At 29.6% G+C, this 20,646-nt stretch carries 21 protein-coding genes and 1 other annotated feature; of the genes, 1 reads left to right on the forward strand and 20 read right to left on the reverse strand.

Going from position 1 to position 20,646, the window contains the following annotated elements; genetic code table 11:
- Positions 1 to 30 precede the first annotated feature (30 nt).
- From ACY1IQ_RS01180 to ACY1IQ_RS01250, 15 genes are all read right to left on the reverse strand, one after another.
- Positions 31 to 381, reverse strand: coding sequence for a YlbF family regulator (locus ACY1IQ_RS01180; RefSeq protein WP_461612224.1), 351 nt, complete (start codon positions 379 to 381; stop codon positions 31 to 33).
- Between the two features lie 65 nt (positions 382 to 446).
- On the reverse strand, positions 447 to 2,102 hold the full coding sequence (locus ACY1IQ_RS01185) for a ribonuclease J (protein WP_461612225.1): 1,656 nt from the start codon (positions 2,100 to 2,102) through the stop codon (positions 447 to 449).
- 193 nt (positions 2,103 to 2,295) lie between these two features.
- The gene (locus tag ACY1IQ_RS01190; RefSeq protein WP_461612226.1) at positions 2,296 to 2,751 is read right to left on the reverse strand and encodes a Fur family transcriptional regulator; all 456 of its coding nucleotides are present in this window, start codon (positions 2,749 to 2,751) and stop codon (positions 2,296 to 2,298) included.
- Between the two features lie 609 nt (positions 2,752 to 3,360).
- Complete coding sequence (locus ACY1IQ_RS01195) at positions 3,361 to 3,612, reverse strand: DUF1292 domain-containing protein (RefSeq protein ID WP_461612227.1); 252 nt, start codon at positions 3,610 to 3,612, stop codon at positions 3,361 to 3,363.
- A 32-nt stretch (positions 3,613 to 3,644) separates the two neighbouring features.
- Positions 3,645 to 4,055: a Holliday junction resolvase RuvX gene (gene ruvX / locus ACY1IQ_RS01200; RefSeq protein WP_461612228.1), complete on the reverse strand. Its 411-nt coding sequence runs from the start codon at positions 4,053 to 4,055 to the stop codon at positions 3,645 to 3,647.
- A gap of 86 nt (positions 4,056 to 4,141) precedes the next feature.
- Positions 4,142 to 4,414 (reverse strand): IreB family regulatory phosphoprotein, encoded by a 273-nt coding sequence (locus ACY1IQ_RS01205; RefSeq protein WP_414633122.1) that lies wholly within the window; start codon positions 4,412 to 4,414, stop codon positions 4,142 to 4,144.
- Positions 4,415 to 4,474: 60 nt separating this feature from the next.
- Positions 4,475 to 7,123, reverse strand: coding sequence for an alanine--tRNA ligase (alaS, locus tag ACY1IQ_RS01210; RefSeq protein WP_461612229.1), 2,649 nt, complete (start codon positions 7,121 to 7,123; stop codon positions 4,475 to 4,477).
- 202 nt (positions 7,124 to 7,325) lie between these two features.
- Positions 7,326 to 7,503: a binding site (T-box leader), on the reverse strand.
- Between the two features lie 65 nt (positions 7,504 to 7,568).
- A complete protein-coding gene (locus ACY1IQ_RS01215; protein WP_461612230.1) occupies positions 7,569 to 8,069 on the reverse strand; it encodes an AI-2E family transporter in 501 nt (166 codons plus the stop codon).
- A gap of 13 nt (positions 8,070 to 8,082) precedes the next feature.
- Positions 8,083 to 8,592: a hypothetical protein gene (locus ACY1IQ_RS01220; protein WP_461612231.1), complete on the reverse strand. Its 510-nt coding sequence runs from the start codon at positions 8,590 to 8,592 to the stop codon at positions 8,083 to 8,085.
- On the reverse strand, positions 8,582 to 9,091 hold the full coding sequence (locus tag ACY1IQ_RS01225; protein WP_461612232.1) for a PRC-barrel domain-containing protein: 510 nt from the start codon (positions 9,089 to 9,091) through the stop codon (positions 8,582 to 8,584). The genes ACY1IQ_RS01220 and ACY1IQ_RS01225 overlap by 11 nt, the downstream gene beginning before the upstream one ends.
- Before the next feature lie 404 nt (positions 9,092 to 9,495).
- Positions 9,496 to 9,897, reverse strand: a complete 402-nt coding sequence (nifU, locus tag ACY1IQ_RS01230; RefSeq protein WP_461612233.1) for a Fe-S cluster assembly scaffold protein NifU — start codon at positions 9,895 to 9,897, stop codon at positions 9,496 to 9,498.
- Positions 9,898 to 10,135: 238 nt separating this feature from the next.
- Positions 10,136 to 11,212, reverse strand: coding sequence for a tRNA 2-thiouridine(34) synthase MnmA (gene mnmA, locus ACY1IQ_RS01235; RefSeq protein ID WP_461612234.1), 1,077 nt, complete (start codon positions 11,210 to 11,212; stop codon positions 10,136 to 10,138).
- 11 nt (positions 11,213 to 11,223) lie between these two features.
- Entirely contained in the window at positions 11,224 to 11,658 is a 435-nt protein-coding gene (gene nifU, locus ACY1IQ_RS01240) for a Fe-S cluster assembly scaffold protein NifU (RefSeq protein ID WP_461612235.1), read from the reverse strand.
- Entirely contained in the window at positions 11,658 to 12,845 is a 1,188-nt protein-coding gene (nifS, locus tag ACY1IQ_RS01245; RefSeq protein WP_461612236.1) for a cysteine desulfurase NifS, read from the reverse strand. The genes nifU (ACY1IQ_RS01240) and nifS overlap by 1 nt, the downstream gene beginning before the upstream one ends.
- A complete protein-coding gene (locus ACY1IQ_RS01250; protein WP_291567841.1) occupies positions 12,838 to 13,281 on the reverse strand; it encodes an RrF2 family transcriptional regulator in 444 nt (147 codons plus the stop codon). The genes nifS and ACY1IQ_RS01250 overlap by 8 nt, the downstream gene beginning before the upstream one ends.
- 182 nt (positions 13,282 to 13,463) lie before the next feature.
- Here ACY1IQ_RS01250 and ACY1IQ_RS01255 point away from each other — a divergent pair, with 182 nt between their 5' ends.
- On the forward strand, positions 13,464 to 14,810 hold the full coding sequence (locus ACY1IQ_RS01255) for an aminotransferase class V-fold PLP-dependent enzyme (protein WP_461612237.1): 1,347 nt from the start codon (positions 13,464 to 13,466) through the stop codon (positions 14,808 to 14,810).
- A 147-nt stretch (positions 14,811 to 14,957) separates the two neighbouring features.
- Here ACY1IQ_RS01255 and ACY1IQ_RS01260 read toward each other — a convergent pair whose 3' ends face one another.
- The 5 genes from ACY1IQ_RS01260 to gcvH all read right to left on the reverse strand — a co-directional run bounded on the left by ACY1IQ_RS01260 (position 14,958) and on the right by gcvH (position 20,644).
- Complete coding sequence (locus tag ACY1IQ_RS01260) at positions 14,958 to 15,941, reverse strand: lipoate--protein ligase (protein WP_461612238.1); 984 nt, start codon at positions 15,939 to 15,941, stop codon at positions 14,958 to 14,960.
- A 21-nt stretch (positions 15,942 to 15,962) separates the two neighbouring features.
- Positions 15,963 to 17,354, reverse strand: a complete 1,392-nt coding sequence (lpdA, locus tag ACY1IQ_RS01265; protein ID WP_461612239.1) for a dihydrolipoyl dehydrogenase — start codon at positions 17,352 to 17,354, stop codon at positions 15,963 to 15,965.
- 116 nt (positions 17,355 to 17,470) lie between these two features.
- Positions 17,471 to 18,919, reverse strand: a complete 1,449-nt coding sequence (gene gcvPB / locus ACY1IQ_RS01270) for an aminomethyl-transferring glycine dehydrogenase subunit GcvPB (RefSeq protein ID WP_461612240.1) — start codon at positions 18,917 to 18,919, stop codon at positions 17,471 to 17,473.
- Positions 18,919 to 20,259: an aminomethyl-transferring glycine dehydrogenase subunit GcvPA gene (gene gcvPA / locus ACY1IQ_RS01275; RefSeq protein WP_461612241.1), complete on the reverse strand. Its 1,341-nt coding sequence runs from the start codon at positions 20,257 to 20,259 to the stop codon at positions 18,919 to 18,921. Before gcvPA ends, gcvPB begins: the two co-directional genes overlap by 1 nt.
- Before the next feature lies 1 nt (position 20,260).
- Positions 20,261 to 20,644 (reverse strand): glycine cleavage system protein GcvH, encoded by a 384-nt coding sequence (gene gcvH, locus ACY1IQ_RS01280; RefSeq protein WP_461612242.1) that lies wholly within the window; start codon positions 20,642 to 20,644, stop codon positions 20,261 to 20,263.
- Between the last annotated feature and the right edge of the window lie 2 nt (positions 20,645 to 20,646).

Here is a 20,646-nt window from a genome sequence, read left to right on the forward strand (position 1 = left end):
ATGTTTAATAAAAGTCAACTTTACGGAGAATTATTCTCTAGTGTCAATTTCTGCTTCAATTCCCATAGCCTTTGTTAGAATTTTCATTACATCTTCCCACATAACTCCAAAGTTAGCTTCTGCTTGAAGAAACTTTCCAATATCAGGATTTAATGTAACTACTGAGCCCATATTTTCAAGTTTTTCCTTTGTTTTATCTGATAACTTACCTTTTTCAATTTGTTCACTATAAGCCTCAAATTGAATTTTTCTAAAATCATCTAGCATCTTCTTATTAGCTTCATTTTCTTTTATTTTTTTTAAACTCTCTCTGTACTCAACAACTTCATTACATTCTTTTAAAACTCTAGCAAATTCATGAGCCTTATCATATATATTCATATAAATTCCTCCTTATTTAAAAAGTAAAATAAGATACTAAAATCTGTAAGAATATATTATACAAGTTAAACTTCCATTATTATAGGTAATATCATAGGACGTCTTTTAGTCTTTTCATATAAATACACTCTTAATACTTCTCTTATATTAGCCTTTATTGTTGGCCATTCTGTGATTTTATTTTCTTCACATTGTTTAAGTGCATCTCTAACTAAAATTCTTGCTTCCTCCATTAAATCCTCTGATTCTCTTACATAAACAAAACCTCTAGATATAATGTCAGGACCAGCAATTACCGTTCCACTTTCTTTTTCTATAGTTACAACAACTGTAAGTATTCCATCCTGAGATAAATGTTTTCGATCTCTAAGAACTATGTTACCTACATCTCCAACACCTAGTCCATCAACAAATACTTGACCAGATACTACTGATGCTGATTTTTTTATTGAATCTCTTGTTAATTCAATTACATCACCATTTTCTCCAATATAAACATTTTTTTCTGGTAATCCTAGCTTCATAGCTAATTCTCCATGCTGTTTTAAATGTCTATATTCACCGTGAACTGGAATAAAGAACTTAGGTTTTACTAAAATTTGCATAAGCTTCAGTTCTTCTTGACAAGCATGCCCTGAAACGTGAACCTCATAAATAACCTGAGCTCCCTTTTTGAAAAGTTGATTTATAACCTTGGATATCAGCTTTTCATTTCCTGGTATTGGTGTGGCAGATATTATAACTGTATCTCCCTCTGAAATATTTACTTTTTTATGGTCTGACGAAGCCATTCTTGAAAGTGCAGACATTGGCTCCCCTTGGCTTCCTGTAGTTATAATAACAATCTGATCATCATTATACTTTGAAATGGCATCTATATTTATTAGGATATCTTTTTCAAGCTTAATGTAACCAAGCTCTATAGCTACTGCCATAATATTCTCCATACTTCTTCCAGATACTGCAACTTTTCTACCGTGCTTACTAGCTGCTTCAATTATCTGTTGAATTCTATGGATATTCGATGCAAATGTAGCTACTATTATTCTTCCTTTTGCAGTAAAGAAAATCTTTTCAAAACTTTCACCAACAGTACTTTCTGACATAGTATATCCTGGTCTTTCCACATTTGTACTGTCAGCTAACATTACTGTTACTCCTTTTTTTCCAAGCTCTGCAAATCTAGTTAAATCTGCTACACAACCATCAATTGGAGTAAAATCTATTTTGAAATCGCCAGTATGAAGTACTACCCCTAATGGTGTATGAATAGCAATAGCTACAGAATCTGCTATACTATGGCTAGTTCTTATAAATTCTACTGAAACATTTTCAAGCTTGACTATATCCTTTGGTTTAACATACTTTAACTCTACTGAACTTAAAAGACCATGTTCTTTAAGTTTTGTTTGAACAATACCTAATGTAAGCTTTGTTCCATATACAGGAACATTAATTTGCTTTAAAACATACGGTAGTGCGCCTATATGATCTTCATGTCCATGAGTTAAAAATATACCCTTAACCCTTTCCCTATTCTTTATAAGATAATTTACATCTGGTATAACTACATCTATACCTAACATATCATCATCTGGGAACTTAAGACCGCAGTCGATAACAACAATATCATTCTTGTACTCAATTACGGTAAGGTTTTTGCCTATTTCATTAAGACCTCCAAGCGGTATAATTTTAATTTTTTCTCTTTCTCTTCGCACTTTCTCCCCTCCTTTGTAGTTTTATATATATTTAAATTAATTTGTTACTCTATTTAAGATCTTCAAGAAAACAATTTACCAGTATTTTAAACTATTTTCCGTTATGCTGTATCATCAAAATCTTCACATAGTTCGACTATACGTGGATTTTACTTCTTTTTCTAAAGAAAATAGACTAAAATCCTTATATTACTTATTCTCTTTCAGATACCTTGTTACATTCTTCACATATTCCATAGAATTTTAAACTGTGATTTTCAATTTTAAATTTGTATTTTTCTTCAACAACCTCTTCTATTTCATGAAGTAAATCGCCCTGAACTTCAATTACTTTATTACAAGAATTGCAAATTAAATGATGATGTTGATGACTATCATCACCTTGGCAAAGTTCATATCTACTTCTTCCATCATCTAAGTCTAATTTACATACTACGCCCATCTCTTCTAGTAATTGAACAGTTCTATAAACAGTTGCTAAGCCTATTTCAGGGCAGTCTATTTTTACTAAATCATATAACTCTTCAGCTGTTAAGTGAGCTCCTTCACTATCAATTATTCCGTTTAGAATAGCTCTTCTTTGAGGGGTTAATTTATACCCCTTTTCTTTTAAAACTTCTTTTAAAACTTCAATTCTATCATGAGACATATTAAACCACTCCATCTGTTACGCAAAACTTATAAAACTCTATAAAAACATTATAAACATTTATATTTTCCTTATACTCAACATATTGGATACTACATTCTAACATATATACATTGAGAAAGGAGTCTTAATATAATTTGCCACCTAATATTATAATTCTTTAACAGATTATAATATTATGCATAAAAATTCTTGTGATAAAGATATTTTACGATTGGCATAATTATGCTTAATAGTTTAACTTTTACTATATGTTAGTAATTATTTTATGACTATAATCATTTTTGATATTGTCAAATATTTTGTGTGGCTTCTTAAATGTTTTTTTAAATTTTATAATATTACTTGCTTTAACGTAACTCCTCCTTTCTCTATTTTTCATATCTTATTAATGCATTACGCTGTAATCCACGTAATTTTTTATAAGTTTTGAGAAATTCTCAATAGAATAACATTTCAAATTAATAACTATAAAATTTAACATTTTTTAAATTTTATTTTATATTTTATATAGTTTTTTAATTACTAATAGTCTCTTTATATTAACTATCTATTATTCTTATAAGATAGATATTTTCAAATGATAATTACACGATAATAAAACAAAAATTATTCTTCAAATATAGCTTCGTAAGCTTCTGATATCATTTCAAATTCATCTTCATCTTCTACTGGAACTAATAAATCATTTCCTTCTTCATCTTTTTTAATTTTTAGTGCTATAGCATCTAAATTTTCTTCTCCACTTGGAACAACTATAACATATTCCTCTTCTTCTATATCCAGCTTAGTTATAACATCAAACTCAATTTCTTCTCCATCTTCATCAATTAAAGTAATTTTATCAACATAATTTTCCATGACTATTTCTCCTATTCTATCATAATAATTATTTAATATATACTGTCCAAATATCCTTGTAATATGTATATTGCTGCTATTTTATCTACAATTTTCTTTCTCTTGCTTCTTGATAAATCCGCTTCTAACATAACCTTATGAGCAGCAACAGTGGTTAATCTTTCATCCCAAAATTTTATTTCTTTATCTATGTGCTTTTTTAATTCCTCACAAAAGGCCATGACCTTTTCTCCTTGAGGTCCTATAGTTCCATTCATATTTTTAGGAAGTCCTGAAATTATCTTTTCCACATTATATTCTGTACATATTTTTATAATTTCATTTATGTCATCTTCTATTTTTTTTCTTTTTATTGTAGTAATGCCTTGAGCTGTTAGTCCTAATGGATCACTTACTGCCACTCCAATAGTTCTATCACCAACATCTAATCCTAGTATTCTCATTAAGAATCTCCTTATGCAAAAGTATCTATAATTAATAATAAACTTAGTATATGTTAAATTAAAATAAAAATGCCTATAAGGCATTTTTATTTTATATCTAGATAAGATTTTAAAACCTCTTCCAATATATCGTCTCTTTCTAGTTTACTAACTAATGCTCTTGCTCCATTATAATTTGTTATATAAGTTGGATCACCTGAAATCAAATATCCTACTAGTTGATTAACTGGATTATATCCCTTTTTCTTTAAGGCATCATATACGTCAGTCAGTATCATTTTTGTCATATCTTTTTTATCCTTCACACCTTCAAACTGAACTGTATTTTGATTATCCACTATAATCTCCCTCTTTCCCATCGTTTAAACGACCAATAGATATTTTAATAATATTATAAAACATATGCTTCAAAAAGTACACTATTTAACTAAACTTTCTAATACTTCCTTAGCTTTATCCATTGCCTCTTTTAATTTTTCTGGTATTTTTCCACCTGCTTGAGCCATATCTGGCCTTCCGCCACCACCACCGCCAGCGATAGTTGCAGCCTCTTTAATTATTTTACCACAATGAACTCCATTTGAAACGGCATCTTTTGTAGCCATTGCTACAAATTGAACCTTATCTTTTGAGGAAGCTCCTAGTATGACAACACCACTTTGAAGTTTATCTCTTAATTTATCACTAAGATTTCTAAGAGCCTCTCCTTCAACATCATTGACCATTGCCACTATAGCTTTTACGCCCTTTATATCTATTACTGAACTTATAAGTTCATCTTCTAATCCACTATTTAATTTTTCTTTTAAACTCTGAACTTCTTTATCTTTATCTTTAAGCTCTTGTAGTAATAATTGCAGCTTATTAACTACATCTTTCTCTCCACATTTTAATATTGAAGAAACCTCTTTTAAGAAAGTATTTTTATCTTCTACATATTTAACTGATTTTGCTCCAGTTATAGCTTCAATTCTTCTAATACCTGCTGCAACTCCACTTTCACTTATAATTTTAAATAATCCTATCTCTCCAGAATTCTTAACGTGAGTTCCTCCACAAAGCTCTTTACTGAAGTTTCCTACAGATACAACTCTAACATCCTCTTCATACTTATCATCAAATAATGCTACTGCACCACTATTTTTAGCTTCTTCTATAGTCATAACATCAGTATTTATGCTATAGACTTTCATAATTTCACCATTTAATTTCTTTTCAACTTTTTTAAGTTCTTCTTCACTTAATGCAGCAAAATGAGTAAAATCAAATCTTAGTCTCTCATCATCTACATAAGAACCTGCTTGGTTTACATGATCCCCTAAAATCTCTCTTAAAGCTTCATGAAGCATATGAGTAGCTGTATGATTTTTGCATATATTTTGTCTTCTTTCATTATTAACTGAAAGTTCAACTATATCTTCTAAATTTACTTCACCTTCTAATACTTCTACAAAATGAAGAATTTTTCCACCAACATTTTTTTTGCAATCATAAACTACAGCTTTAAACTTATTATTAGAAATTATACCCTTATCTCCTACTTGACCTCCCATTTCAGCATAAAATGGAGTTATAGAAGTAATTATTATACCTTTTTCTTTGGCAGCTAAAGTTCCGACAAATTCATCATCTTTAATTAGAACTTTTACTTCTGAAGAATCTACTATTTTATCGTATCCACTAAAAGCAGTTTCTATATCTGCAGGAATTTTATTTAAAATTCCATCATCATTGCCCATGTAGCTTGAATCTCCTCTAGCTGCTCTAGCTCTTTCTCTTTGGTTTTTCATTTCTGTATTAAAGCCTTCTATATCGACTTTTAAATTCTTTTCCTCTAAAATCTCCTCTGTAAGTTCTAGAGGAAAACCATAAGTGTCATAAAGTTTAAAAACTTTTTCACCTTTTAAAGTATCTTCATTAGAAGCTTCTAATTCTTCAATATATGATTTTAATATTTCCATTCCTGAATCTATAGTTTCACTAAATCTTTCTTCTTCTAGTTTTATTACCTTTTTGATGTAACTAGATTTTTCACTTAATTCTGGATAAGCACCATTAGAGTTTTCTATTACTATATCACATAGATTATTTAAGAATATTCCCTTTATTCCTAGTAATCTACCATGTCTTGCTGCCCTTCTTAATATTCTTCTTAAAACATATCCTCTACCTTCATTTGATGGTAATACTCCATCACTAATCATGAATGTTACACTTCTAACATGGTCAGTTATAACTCTTATAGATATGTCTTCTTTTTCATTATAGCCATATTTTTTATTAGATATTCTGCAAACTTCATCTAATATTGCTCTAATTGTGTCAACTTCAAAAATGCTGTTAACTCCTTGCATTATGGTTGCCATTCTTTCAAGCCCCATTCCTGTATCTATGTTAGGACTTGATAATTTATTATAATTTCCTTCTTCGTCTTTATCAAATTGAGTAAATACTAGATTCCAGAACTCTATAACTCTATCTTCATCAGAAGCTTTTTCAAATTCCTCAGCAGTTTTTATTTGTCCTAATTCAGGTTTTCTATCAAAATGAATTTCAGAACACGGTCCACATGGTCCAGGGCCAGCTCCAACCTCCCAGAAATTATCTGCTCCTAATCTAAAAATACGATTTTTATCTATATCTGTTTTATTTACCCATATTTCAAAAGCTTCATCATCTTCTAAATGTATAGTTACATATAATTTATCTTTTGGTATTCCTAAAACTTCTGTTACATATTCCCAAGCCCATGGAATTATCTCTTCTTTAAAGTAATCTCCAAAAGAGAAATTTCCAAGCATTTCGAAAAAAGTACCATGTCTAGAGGTTTTACCTACATTTTCTATATCTCCAGTTCTAATACACTTTTGACAAGTAGTAACTCTCTTACTTGGTGGGGTTTGTAATCCTGTAAAATATGGTTTTAATGGAGCCATACCAGCATTTATAAGTAGTAAGCTCTTATCATTTTTAGGTACTAATGGGAAACTTTCTAATCTTAAGTGGTCTTTACTTTCAAAAAATCTTAAATAAGATTCTCTAATTTCATTTAATGACATATTTTTCATATCTATTCCTCCTCCTATAATTTAAGTGCACTATTTAAAAATTTAATATATAGATTAAAATATGCATTTGTTTTGTTATTTTAATTTATAACTTTTTAATTCACAATGCACATCTCACACTTCGTTATTGTAGCTATATTTTGTATCATTATAGTATTAACTAATAATATTTTATACAAAAAATAAAAACCTTCCTTCCCTAAAAAGGGACGAAAGGTTCCGCGTTACCACCCTTATTATATTAAAATTTTTTAAATTTTAATATCACTTAATTAAATATGGCTCTAAGACAGCTTCAATATATCTCCCAAGAAGTTTTCACCAACCACTTCCTCTCTAAATGCCTTGATATATTTACTAATTCTTGTCATCACCTAATATTACATTTTCTTATTGGAATTATATGAAAAAATAAATAAAATGTCAACTATTACTTAATTAAAATTTAAAATAAATAACTTTCAATATCTTCATATAATACCTTAATAGTTACCCAAATAGGTACAATAATTATCATACCTAATACACCACCTATATTTCCGCCTAGAAGTAATAACATTAATATGGTAAGTGGATGTGCACTGACACTCTCTCCTATTATTTTAGGACATATAATATCTCCTTCTATTTGCTGAATTATCATTAATGCTATTCCTACAGAAACTACACTTTGAAGTGAATTTAAACTAGCCAATATAAGAATAGGAATAGCACCTATTATAGGCCCAAAATAAGGAATTATATTAAATATTGCATTTATTAAAGATAATACTATAGGAAATTTAACTCTTAATATTAAAAGCACTATAAATGTTAAAATACCTATAATAGCGCAAAGTTCAAATTGTGTTATTATATATCGCTCTAACACTTTATCTATATGCGTTAAAGCTTTTCTAATCATATTTTTGCTTGATGTAGGAAATAATTTTAAAATTCCATTCAAAATTAAATTATCATCAGATAGAAAAAAATAAATAAGGAGTAGGAGAAACTAAAAATAATAATATATTTTCTCCTGCTGATATAAGAGTTTCTATGGTTTTCTCTATTGTATTAATTATTAGTAATTGTACTTTATCATAAATTACGTTTATAAAATGGGAAATAAATTTATTATTTCCTAAAGTAATATCTGGACTCTTAAGATTATTAACATATCTTTCAATATCTAAAAGCATATCATTAATATTATTGCTGTCTTTAAATATAGAAGGTATTAAAATAGTAAATATTATTAAAATAGAAAGTATTATAGTTAATATAACAAAAGCTGCTGCAAATTTTCTATTAAAGCCTTTGCTAATCAAAAATTTATAATAAGGTCTTAAACTATAAGATATTATAAAAGATATTAATATAACTCCAATTAAATCTAAAAATACTGGAAATCTTTTTATTAGAAGTATAATTGCTAATATAAATATTATTAATGCTATAATTTTAATATAGCTTCTTTTACCCTTCAATATTGTCTTCTCCTATATATAAAAAATTATTATGAGGTACACAATGAAAACTATATTTATCTTGACATCCTACATAAAGCAAATTATCTTCTCCTAAAATCATATCTTTGATTAATAATATTCTTCTTTCTCTAAATATACTTGTAACTAAGCTATATGATATTGAAATAGCTCTTATCTCAAAACTTTCTCCATCAAAAATTATTTCCTTAACAATACCCAATATTTCAGAATTTTTATCTATAACATACATTTTCTTAATATCATTAAAAGCTAAATATTCTTCTTTATTTATTTTATTTATTATCATTGCTCCATTAAAATAAATAATATCTTCTTTTAAAATGCTAAAGTTTTTCCTAAAAAGCTTGTAGGGGGTTACTTCAAAACCTATAACTTCCCTTTTACTAAAATTTATCAGTATATCCTTTACATATCCTAACTTTTCACCTTGTAGATCCAATACATCCATAAATATAAAATCTCTGCTCTTATACATGATACAATACCTTCCCTACTCTACCTTCTTTATTAAGTATTATACCCATTTTAAAAATAATTTAGTCAAAACTTATACAATTGAGGATGGATAATGGAGAATAGAGAATGGCTGATACTTCTCCTTTATAGGAGAAGTTTTGAATTAATTTGTTTTTAAAGTGACACAGTCACTTTGTATAAATAACTAGCAATTGTATTGCTAGTTAAAAATTAATTAAAGAAATTAGTTTGATCAAAACTAATTTCCATCACAATTTTTAATTCCCCATCGATTAAGTTCTCCAAATGTGAAAAAAACTAGCAATTGTATTGCTAGTTAAAAAATCAATTAAAGAAATTAGTTTGATTAAAACTAATTTCTTTAATTGATTTTCAATTGTCCATTGTCAATTTTCCATTATATTAGCCTTCCCATTTATCTTTCCACTTTTCTAGGCCTAATTTTTCTCTATAATTATTAATAGCTTTATGTATGGTCTGTTCTGCTAATACAGAGCAATGGATTTTTTCTAAAGGAAGTCCATCTAATGCCTCAATTACAGACTTGTTTGTCAAATTCCATGCTTCTTCTAAAGTTTTTCCTTTTATAAGTTCTGTAGCAATGCTAGAAGAAGCAATAGCAGATCCACAACCAAAAGTCATAAATCTAACATCCTTTATAGTATTGTTTTCTACTTTTATATATATCTTCATGATATCTCCGCAATTAGCATCTCCAGCTTCACCTATGCCATCTGCATCAGGTAAAGTTCCTACATTTCTAGGACTATAAAAATGTTCTAATAATTTATCACTATACTCCATAAAAATCTCCTTTTTATAAAATTACTCTAAGAAATTTTTATAATAAATTAGGATATTTGGAATTCCAAATATCCTAATTTATTATATCTCTACAATGCCTAAGCAAACTACTAGATAACTTATTTCATAACATACTATATGATACAAGCCGTTATCAGTACTCCTATTAACGAAATCTATCAACTTAATAGCATAAAATAAACTTTCTATACTCTAGTAGTTTTTCATTTTAGACATCTTATAATATTTCGTCTATAATTCCACCACCAACAACAATATCTCCATCATAAAATACAACTGATTGGCCTTTTGTTATAGCTCTTTGTTTTTCTTCGAACTTAATTTTCACTTTATCATTATCTAATTGAGTTATTGTAGCAACTGCTGGTTTTGCAGAATACCTAACCTTTGCAGTAACCTTCATTTCACCTTCAAATTTATCAAAAGGAATTAAGTTAATATCTTTTGCAATTAATTCTGTTTTGAATATATCTTCTTCATCACCAAGTACCACTTGATTTTTTTCTGGAATTATATCTGTAACAAACATAGGTTTACCTAATGCAATTCCTAATCCTTTTCTTTGACCTATAGTATAGTAAACTATACCCTTATGTGTTCCTAATACATTTCCATTTTTATCTACAAATTTTCCTGGATTTAAAGTTTTACCAGTAAATTTTTCAATAAATTTTCCATGATTATTATCCGGAACAAAACATATTTCCTGAGAATCTTTCTTTCTAAATACCTCTAGACCGATTTTCTCTGCAATTTCTCTAATTTCAGTCTTGGAATATGATCCACAAGGCATTAAGGTATGTGCTAACTGGTCTTGAGTTAAAGTATAAAGAGCATAGGTTTGATCTTTCTTATCATCTTGCGATCTCTTAAGCAAATATCTACCATTTACATTTTCTATAGTTGCATAGTGACCTGTTGCAATATAATCAGCACCTAATGCCATAGCTTTTCTTAACAACTCCTCAAATTTTATATGTTTATTACACATAATACATGGGTTGGGAGTTCTTCCACTAAAGTATTCATCAACAAAATTGTTAATTACAAGAGTTTGGAAAGGTCTTTTAAAGTTCATTACATAAAATGGAATCTCTAATTTATCAGCTACCCTTCTAGCATCCAATACTGCAGATAGTGAACAACATCCACCTTCATTTTCCGCATATTCAGGATCATCAGGAGCTAGCTTCATCATAATTCCTATAACTTCATATCCTTGTTCCTTCAAGAGATATGCTGCAACAGAACTATCTACTCCCCCACTCATTCCTATAACAACTTTTTTTTTCATAATTATTTCACCTATTCTCCGTGTACATTAGCATGTAACTCATCATGATCTGTTTCTTTAAAATCCCATGGAGTTAGGCCTTCTTTAACTCTATAATCATTTATTGCCTTATGAATTGCTTCTTCTGCAAGTACTGAGCAATGCATTTTTATCGGTGGAAGACCATCCAATGCTTCTGCCACTGCTAAATTTGTTAAATCCCATGCTTCTTCAACAGTTTTTCCTTTTATAAGTTCTGTAGCCATACTTGATGAAGCTATAGCAGAACCACATCCAAAAGTCTTAAATTTAGCATCTACAACTACATTATTTTCTACTTTTAAATAAACCTTCATTATATCTCCGCATTTGGCATTTCCTACTTCTCCTATGCCATTAGCATCAACAATTTCTCCAACGTTTCTTGGATTTGTAAAATGATCCATTACTTTTTCGCTGTACATCATTATTTTTCCTCTCCTTTTAAAAAGTCATCATATAGCGGTGACATATCTCTTAATCTTTGAACTATTGAAGGAACTTTTTCTAATACGTAATCCACTTCTTCTTCTGTTGTTCCATCACCAATACTTAATCTTAGTGAGCCATGAGCTATCTCATGAGGTAATCCTATTGCTAATAATACATGTGATGGGTCTAATGATCCAGATGTACAAGCACTTCCACTTGAAGCACAAATTCCCATTGCATCTAACATTAATAATACAGATTCACCTTCTATAAATTTAAAACATACGTTTACATTACCTGGTAATCTTTTTTCTCCTGATGGTCCGTTTAATTTTGTGTATGGTATTTTAAGTAATCCATCTATAAGTTTATCTCTTAATGCTATTAAATTTCTATTATGCTCTTCCATATTGTCTACTGCAAGTTCAATAGCCTTTCCAAGACCAACTATTCCTGCTACATCTTCAGTACCAGCTCTTCTATTTTTCTCTTGAGCTCCACCATGAATTAAATTGTGAATTTTTATACCTTTTTTAATATATAAAACACCTATACCTTTAGGTCCATAAATTTTATGGGCAGCTAATGATAATAAATCTATATTCATATCTTTTACATCTATTGGTACATTTCCTACTGCTTGAACTGCATCTGTATGAAAGAATACCTTCTTATCTCTACAAATTTGACCTATTTCTTTTATTGATTGGATTACTCCAATTTCATTATTGGCAAACATTATAGTTACCAATATAGTCTTATCTGTTATAGCATTTTTTAAGTCCTCAATATTTATTAGTCCTTCTTCATTAACATCTAAATATGTAACTTCAAATCCGTGGTTTTTCTCAAGATACTCACAAGCATGTAAAACTGCATGATGCTCTATTTTAGTTGTTATAATATGATTTCCTTTATTTTTATGAGCAAAAGCAATACCTTTTATAGCCCAGTTATCTGCTTCAGATCCACCACCAGTAAAGTAAATTTCACTTCTATCTGCATTTATAGCTTTGGCTACTCTATCTCTTGCCAAATCTAAGGCTTTTTTAGTTTCTCTTGAAATTGAGTATATAGATGATGGATTACCATAAAATTGTGTAAAATATGGAATCATCTCATCTAAAACCTCTGGTTTTGTGTAAGTTGTCGCTGCATAATCCATGTAAACAGTTTTACTCATGATTAGTTGTCACTCCTTTTAATTTGGAAATATCCATATAATCTTCTACTATATCTTTAAGAGTAATAGACATTGTAACATTGTCTATACTATCTTTAATTTTTTTCCATACTAATCTTGTAGCACAACAATCTATGTTGTTGCAGGACTCTGTATCTAGACAATGGGATATTTCTATTGGTCCTTCTAACACCTCTAAAATATCATAAATTCTTATTTCATCCGGCGCTTTACCTAACACATATCCACCCATAGCACCTCTTATGCTCTTAATAAGTCCTGATTTTCTCAATGTAGAAAATAATTGCTCTAAATAGTATTCCGATATATTTTGTCTTTCTGAAATGGTCTTTATTGAAACTGGTTCTTTCCCATAGCGTATAGCTAAGTCAACCATAGCTTTAACACCATAACGACCTTTCGTTGATAATTTCATTCTCTCACTCCTTAATGTTGAGTGTTTTACTACACTTTGATAATATCAAACCAGAGTAATCATGTCAACAATTAATAATTCAATGTTTCTATTATTTGTACCAATTATTATAGTATTTAATATTATGATTATAAGGGTAGTACCATATAGCTATAAATGCTATATATGAAAGGAGGTAAAAAATGAGTAGTAAATATAATAACGTATATAGAAAACTAGTAGTAGGTGTCAACAATAAAGTACCTTTAATAGACGGTACCTTAGTAACTGGCATAAATTTTGATAATGCTGCAACTACACCTCCTCTTTTCTGTGTATTAGATGATATTATTCACTTCTCACCTTACTATTCTTCTGTTCATCGTGGTGAAGGATACAAATCTCAAGTTTCTACTATGCTGTATGAAGAAAGTAGAGACGTGGTTGGTAAGTTTGTAAATTATGACCCTAATTATATGCAAACTATTTTTGTAAAAAATTGTAGTGAAGCTATAAATAAACTTTGTAACATCCTCTACGAAGACGATGAAGATAAAGTAATATTATCTAGCTACATGGAACATCATTCCAATGATCTACCTTGGAGAGCAAAGTATAAAGTTGATTATATAAATATTGATAACGCTGGTAATTTAGATCTTAATGATTTAGAAAATAAATTAATTAAATATCAAGGAAATATAAAACTTGTAACTATAACTGGCGCTTCTAATGTAACCGGTCATAAAAATCACATCTATAGTATTTCCAGGTTAGTTCATAAATATGATTGTAAGCTATTAGTAGACGGTGCTCAATTAGTTCCACATGCCCCTGTAGATTTAAGACCTTTTAATTGTGATGACCATATAGATTTCATAGCTTTTTCTGGTCATAAAATCTACGCTCCTTTTGGTTCTGGGGTGTTAATAGGTCCAAAAGAAACTTTTGAACATTGCCATCCAGATCATGTAGGAGGAGGAACTATTTCCTTTGTAACTCCTGACTATGTGAGGTGGGCTTCATCTCCTGATAAGCATGAGGCAGGAAGTCCAGATGTTCTAGGTGCATTAGCTATTGTTTCCTCTATTAGAAAATTATCATCTTTAGGAATGAAAAACTTGGAAAACTATGAGAGATATTTAACAGAATATGCTACTGCTAACCTTTTATTAATTCCTTATGTAACTCTTTATGGAGACTATTTAAATTTTAATGATAAAGTTAGTATAATTTCTTTTAATATAGAGGGAGTTCATCATGGAACTTTAGCTAAAATTCTCTCTTATGAATTTGGCATTGCAGTAAGAAGTGGCTGTTTTTGTGCTCAACCTTATATGCAGAAATTACTAAATGTAAGCCAAGAAGAGATTGTTAGAAATATGTCCCTTCCTAAAGAAGTTTATCCTGGAACTGTGAGAATTAGCTTTGGCATGTACAATACTATAGATGAAATTAATAGACTTTTATATGCTATAGATGAAATAGCATTAAATAGAGAGTATTATATAAAGAAATATCGAAATATAAAAAGAACACTTTTGGATTAATAAATAGCCGTGGTTCAAAGCCACGGTTTCTTAGGATAAAATTATGTTTAATGGCTAGTTTTTTTAATCTATATTTTAAAGTAAATTATAGGATTTAACCTTTATAGGTAAAAAGCCGCGATTAAAATCACGACTTTTTTAACATCTTTATTTTATCAATAAATTTAAAATTTCATCCTCTTTTATGTTAGAGAAATACTCACTTATTTGAAAATTAGATAATACTTTTTTAATTTCACTTTCTTCATGATTTTTACCTATAAGAGATTTTTCTATTTCACCTACATCTTCCTTACCAAAAAAATCTCCAAAAATCTTCACATCTTTTATTACACCTTTTTCAACTTTTATATTAACTTCTACAGTACCACCTGCAAATTTTTTCTCATTATAAAAATCATATTTGGGTGACTGTCCAAAATTCCATTTCCAAGTTTCATATTTAGATTTTTTTAGATTTTCTACATCTCTTATTTCGCTTTCACTTAATCTCTCAATAACTGCATTTTTATCATTTTTTGTAATGTACTCAAATATTAAAGTTTTAAATTCTTCTACTGTAAGAGGTGATTTTAAATGTTCACTTATATTTGTGACTCTACTTACAACTGATTTTACTGCTTTATCAGAGAATTTTACTGGCTTTGATATTAATGCACCACTTAAATTGTTCATATTAACAGAAAATAATATACAACCATGATGCATCATTCTATTCTTATGCTTACATTGTGCATTTCCAACAACTTTTTTTCCATCAATAATTAAGTCATTTCTACCAGAAAATTCAGCTTTTATACCTAACTCTTTTAAAACACCTATGATAGGCTGTAAAAACTTTTCAAAATCAGTAAAACTTTCTCCGTCATCTCTAACTATAAAAGTAAAATTAAGATTTCCCAAATCATGAAATACAGCGCCACCACCACTTTGTCTTCTTACAACCTTAATATTATTAGTTTTAACATAATCCACATTTATTTCTGACAGTGTATTTTGATTTTTTCCTACAACTATACAAGGCTCATTTCTCCATAAAACAAAATACTCATCATTTCTTTCTTTTAATAAATACTCTTCTAAGGCTAAATTAAAATATGGACTTGTACATGTATTATCTATATATCTCATAACTGTTTACCCCTTGTAAATCTATTTATTTATGCTGTGTATCGCTTCTCCATTTAAAGCTAGTATTGCTTCATAAAAGGCTTCCCCTAAAGTTGGATGACTATGAACTATATCTTTTATATCATAAGCCTTCATTTTTTTATCTATAGCTAAAACCCCTTCATGGATTAAATCCGAAGCATGAGGTCCCATAATGTGAATTCCTAACAATGTATTGTCTTCACTATTGCATATTGCTTTAACAAATCCTTCGCCTTCTCCAAGCGCCAGTGCTTTTCCATTAGCACCAAACAAGAATTTACTCTTTTTATAAGGTATGCCTTTTTCTTTAGCTTCTTCTTCAGTAATTCCAACTGTAGCTATTTCCGGGAATGTGAATATACAATTTGGAATAGAAGGATTGTGGATCTCTTTATTTAATAATATTTTTTCTACCACTTGTACACCTTGATGAGAAGCAGCATGAGCTAATTGGCATATTCCATTTACATCGCCTATAGCATATATACCTTTTATTGAAGTTTCATAATCCTCATTAACTTTAATTTTTTTCCTATCAAAATCTACTCCTATTTTATCTAGGTTCAATCCGTCAAAGTTAGCTATCCTTCCTTTAGCAACCAGCACCATGTCAGCCTTAATTTCTACTTCCCCTTTTTTACTGTCGCACTTTATAATAACTTCTTCTTCTCCACTAATACTTTTTACCACAGTAGAAGTTTGTATTTGAATTCCCGTTCTTTTAGCCATAGCTGTATATCTTTTAGTAATTTCTCTATCTACATCATATAATATAGAATCTCTTGCTACTATAACTGTTACATTAGAACCCAATGCATTAAAGATACTAGCAAATTCCATGCCTATTACTCCACCGCCTATGACAGCTAAAGTTTTAGGAATGTGATCAAAGTCTAAAAGTTCATCACTGGTTATAACTTTAGGATTATTAATTCCTTCTATAGGTGGAATCTCTGATTTAGAACCACTAGCTATAATTATGTTCTTTCCCTTTAATATTGTCTCACCTTCTTTAGTCATGACATTAATAGTATTATTATCAATAAAAGAAGCCTCTCCACTTATAAACTCTACACCATTTCCTTCTATAAGTTTCTCAATACCACCAACTAAAGTATTTACAATCTCGCTCTTTCTATTTTGTATTTTTTCTACATTCACTTCATAGTTATCAACTTTTATACCAAAATCCTCAATATGTTTTAAATTATTTAAAAGTTCAGCTGTTCTATATAAGGTTTTAGTTGGAATACATCCTCTATTAAGACAAGTACCTCCAACTCTATCTTTCTCTATAACACATACTTTTGCACCTAATTGAGCTGCTCTTATGCCAGCTACATATCCACCAGGTCCACCGCCAATTATAATAATATCTTTTATATTATCCATATAAATGCACCTCCACTATTTTAAACAATTCTAATGAAAACCTTGAAACTTTATAATTAATCATCTATAAAATTTGTAGTTTAAGTAAAGGCGTGACTAAACATCACGCCTTATTTTTACCACTTTAATATAGGGGTTCTAGCTGCTTTAACTTGATCTAATCGTCTCACTGGTGCATTATGAGGTGCATCATGTAGTAATTCTGGATTTTCTTTTGCTTCCACAGCTATTTTTTTCATTACCTCGATAAACTCATTAATAGTTTCTATACTTTCACTTTCAGTTGGCTCAACCATAAGTGCTTCTTCAACTATTAATGGGAAATATACTGTTGGAGGATGAACTCCATAATCTATCATTCGTTTTGCTACGTCTACTGTAGAAAGTCCGTTAGGATTATCTTTTAACCCTGCAAAAATAACTTCATGCTTACATACTTCGTCTATAGCTACCTTATAATAATCCTTTAAGGCTTCTTTTATATAGTTAGCATTTAATACTGCATTTTCAGATACTGATTTTAAACCATTACTGCCCATACTTAATATATAAGTATAAGCTTTTACTAGCACACCAAAATTACCATAAAAACTTCTTATTTTTCCTATAGATTCTGGTAAATTATAATCTAAAGAAAATTTATTATCTTCCTTTTTAATTAATGGAACTGGAAGGAATTTAGCTAGTTTCTTATTTACTCCTACTGGAGCTGCTCCTGGTCCCCCTCCACCATGTGGTGTAGAAAAAGTCTTATGAAGATTTAAATGACAAACATCAAATCCCATATCTCCAGGTCTTGCAATTCCCATGATGGCATTCAAATTTGCACCATCATAGTACAATAATCCGCCTGCTTCATGAACTAAATCACTTATAAGCTTTATATCTTTTTCAAACAATCCTAAAGTACTAGGATTTGTAAGCATAAGCCCAGCTATCTCATCATTTAACACACTTTTTAAATCATCTATGCAAACTCTGCCATGTTCATCAGATTTGATTTCTACTATATCAAATCCTGCTACAGCCGCACTAGCTGGGTTAGTTCCATGAGCTGAATCAGGAACTATTATTTTATTTCTTTTATAATCTCCTCGACTTTCATGATAGGCCTTTATAAGTAAAAGACCTGTAAACTCACCATGAGCACCTGCAGCTGGTTGAAGAGTATATTCATCCATACCAGTAATTTCACAAAGTCTTAAAGATAAATCATACATAAGTTCTAATGAACCTTGTACTGTATCCTCATTTTGATATGGGTGTATCTTTGAAAATCCTGGTAAACTTGCTATATCTTCATTAATTTTTGGATTATATTTCATAGTGCAAGATCCTAATGGATAAAATCCTTTATCTACACTATAGTTTTTATTTGAAAGAGCAGTATAGTGTCTTACTACATCTACTTCACTAACTTCTGGAAGATTTAAATCTTCTGTTCTCAACATATCTTTTGGTACTAAATTCGCTATATCAATATCAGGTACATCTAAAGCAGGAAGTTTATAACCTTTTCTACCCTCTGATGATAGTTCAAATATAATTTTATTATACTTTTTCATTATATCTCCTCCATCACTTTTACTAATGTATCAATTTCTTTTCTTGTTCTTTTCTCTGTTACACATAAAAGCATTGAATTTTCATAATGAGGGTATGCTTTAGCTAAATTATATCCACCTAATATATTTTCATTTAATAACTTCTTATTAATTTCACAAGGTGAAGTTTCTGATTTTATTGCGAACTCTTTAAAGAATGGTTTATTAAATAATGGTTTATATTTGCCACTACTTGTTAATGCTTCATAAGCATAATGAGATTTTTTAATACATTGAGTTGCAATTTCTTTTATTCCTTCTTTTCCTAAAGTAGCCATGTACACAGCTGCACCTATAGAAATTAAAGTTTGATCTGAGCATATATTGGAAGTAGCTTTTTCTCTTCTTATATGTTGTTCACGAGCTTGTAATGTTAGAACAAAGCCTCTCTCCCCATCTACGTCCTCTGTTTGACCTGCTATTCTTCCTGGCATTTTTCTCATAAGCTTTTTAGTAGTATTTAAAAATCCTAAGCCTGGTCCACCAAAGCTTATATTAGCGCCAAGTCCTTGTCCATCACCAACTACTATATCTGCCCCAAGTTCACCAGGACTCTTTAATATACCTAATGATATAGGATCTACACTCATAATTAAAAGTGATTTATTACTATGAACTAATTTTTCTATTTCTCCAATTTCTTCTATGATCCCAAAGAAATTAGGACTTTGTATAATAACAGCTGCTATGTCTTTATCCAAAACACTTTGAAGTTTTTCAATATTAGTTGTACCTTCACATTCCTCAATTTCCACCATATTATATCCCTTAAACTTTAGATAAGTCTTAAGCACTCTTCTTGTTTCAGGATTTACTGTGGAAGAAACAGCTATAGTTTTTCTTCTAGTTGCATCTATAGCCATTACTGATGCCTCAGCAGCAGCTGTAGCTCCATCATACATAGCTGAATTTGAAACTTCCATACCTGTTAAATTACAAATCATACTTTGATATTCAAATACACTTTGAAGTGTACCTTGACTTATCTCTGGTTGATATGGGGTATATGCTGTATAAAACTCAGATCTTCCTATTAAATGTTTTATTGTAGCAGGTATATAATGATCATAACTTCCAGCTCCTAAAAAACAAGTAATATCATCTATAGATTTATTTTTTCTTACTAACTCTTTTATTCTATTAGTAACTTCTATTTCTGATAAGGATTTTTCTAAATTCAACTCTCTATTTAGCTTAACTTCACTTGGTATATCTTTAAATAAATCATCCATAGATTTTATTGAAAGAAAATCAAATATTTCCTGTATTTCTTTTTCTGTATTAGGTATATACGGAAACATATTATTCCTCCTTATCACAAATATTTTCATACTCTTTCGAACTTAATAACTCTTTAAGTTCACTTTCATCTTGTAATTCCACTGCTATCATCCAGCTTTCATAAGCATTTTCATTAACAGACTCTGGATTATCAATTATTTCTTCATTAAACTCAAGCACATTACCACTAACTGGTATATAAATATCAGATGCAGCTTTAACAGACTCAACTACTCCAAAAGCGTCACCTTTAGAAAATTCTGTTCCTTCTTCTGGCAACTCTATAAATACTATATCTCCTAGTAATTTTTGAGCATAATCAGTAATTCCAATATAAGCCTTATTTCCTTCCATTTTTATCCATTCATGATTTTTTGTATATAATAAATTATCTAAAACTAACATCT

The organism is Clostridium sp. Marseille-QA1073 (assembly GCF_054863625.1).

Coding starts and splice junctions, on each gene's coding strand:
- gcvPA (WP_461612241.1), bottom strand. CDS start 20,259: ATGTTTCCGTATATACCTAATACAGAAAAAGAAATACAGGAAATATTT.
- ACY1IQ_RS01180 (WP_461612224.1), bottom strand. CDS start 381: ATGAATATATATGATAAGGCTCATGAATTTGCTAGAGTTTTAAAAGAA.
- nifS (WP_461612236.1), bottom strand. CDS start 12,845: ATGAGTAAAACTGTTTACATGGATTATGCAGCGACAACTTACACAAAA.
- mnmA (WP_461612234.1), bottom strand. CDS start 11,212: ATGAAAAAAAAAGTTGTTATAGGAATGAGTGGGGGAGTAGATAGTTCT.
- nifU (WP_461612233.1), bottom strand. CDS start 9,897: ATGGAGTATAGTGATAAATTATTAGAACATTTTTATAGTCCTAGAAAT.
- ACY1IQ_RS01260 (WP_461612238.1), bottom strand. CDS start 15,941: ATGAGATATATAGATAATACATGTACAAGTCCATATTTTAATTTAGCC.
- nifU (WP_461612235.1), bottom strand. CDS start 11,658: ATGATGTACAGCGAAAAAGTAATGGATCATTTTACAAATCCAAGAAAC.
- ACY1IQ_RS01255 (WP_461612237.1), top strand. CDS start 13,464: ATGAGTAGTAAATATAATAACGTATATAGAAAACTAGTAGTAGGTGTC.
- gcvPB (WP_461612240.1), bottom strand. CDS start 18,919: ATGAAAAAGTATAATAAAATTATATTTGAACTATCATCAGAGGGTAGA.
- ACY1IQ_RS01250 (WP_291567841.1), bottom strand. CDS start 13,281: ATGAAATTATCAACGAAAGGTCGTTATGGTGTTAAAGCTATGGTTGAC.
- lpdA (WP_461612239.1), bottom strand. CDS start 17,354: ATGGATAATATAAAAGATATTATTATAATTGGCGGTGGACCTGGTGGA.
- alaS (WP_461612229.1), bottom strand. CDS start 7,123: ATGAAAAATATGTCATTAAATGAAATTAGAGAATCTTATTTAAGATTT.
- gcvH (WP_461612242.1), bottom strand. CDS start 20,644: ATGTTAGTTTTAGATAATTTATTATATACAAAAAATCATGAATGGATA.
- ACY1IQ_RS01205 (WP_414633122.1), bottom strand. CDS start 4,414: ATGGGAAAGAGGGAGATTATAGTGGATAATCAAAATACAGTTCAGTTT.
- ACY1IQ_RS01190 (WP_461612226.1), bottom strand. CDS start 2,751: ATGTCTCATGATAGAATTGAAGTTTTAAAAGAAGTTTTAAAAGAAAAG.
- ruvX (WP_461612228.1), bottom strand. CDS start 4,055: ATGAGAATACTAGGATTAGATGTTGGTGATAGAACTATTGGAGTGGCA.
- ACY1IQ_RS01195 (WP_461612227.1), bottom strand. CDS start 3,612: ATGGAAAATTATGTTGATAAAATTACTTTAATTGATGAAGATGGAGAA.
- ACY1IQ_RS01225 (WP_461612232.1), bottom strand. CDS start 9,091: ATGTATAAGAGCAGAGATTTTATATTTATGGATGTATTGGATCTACAA.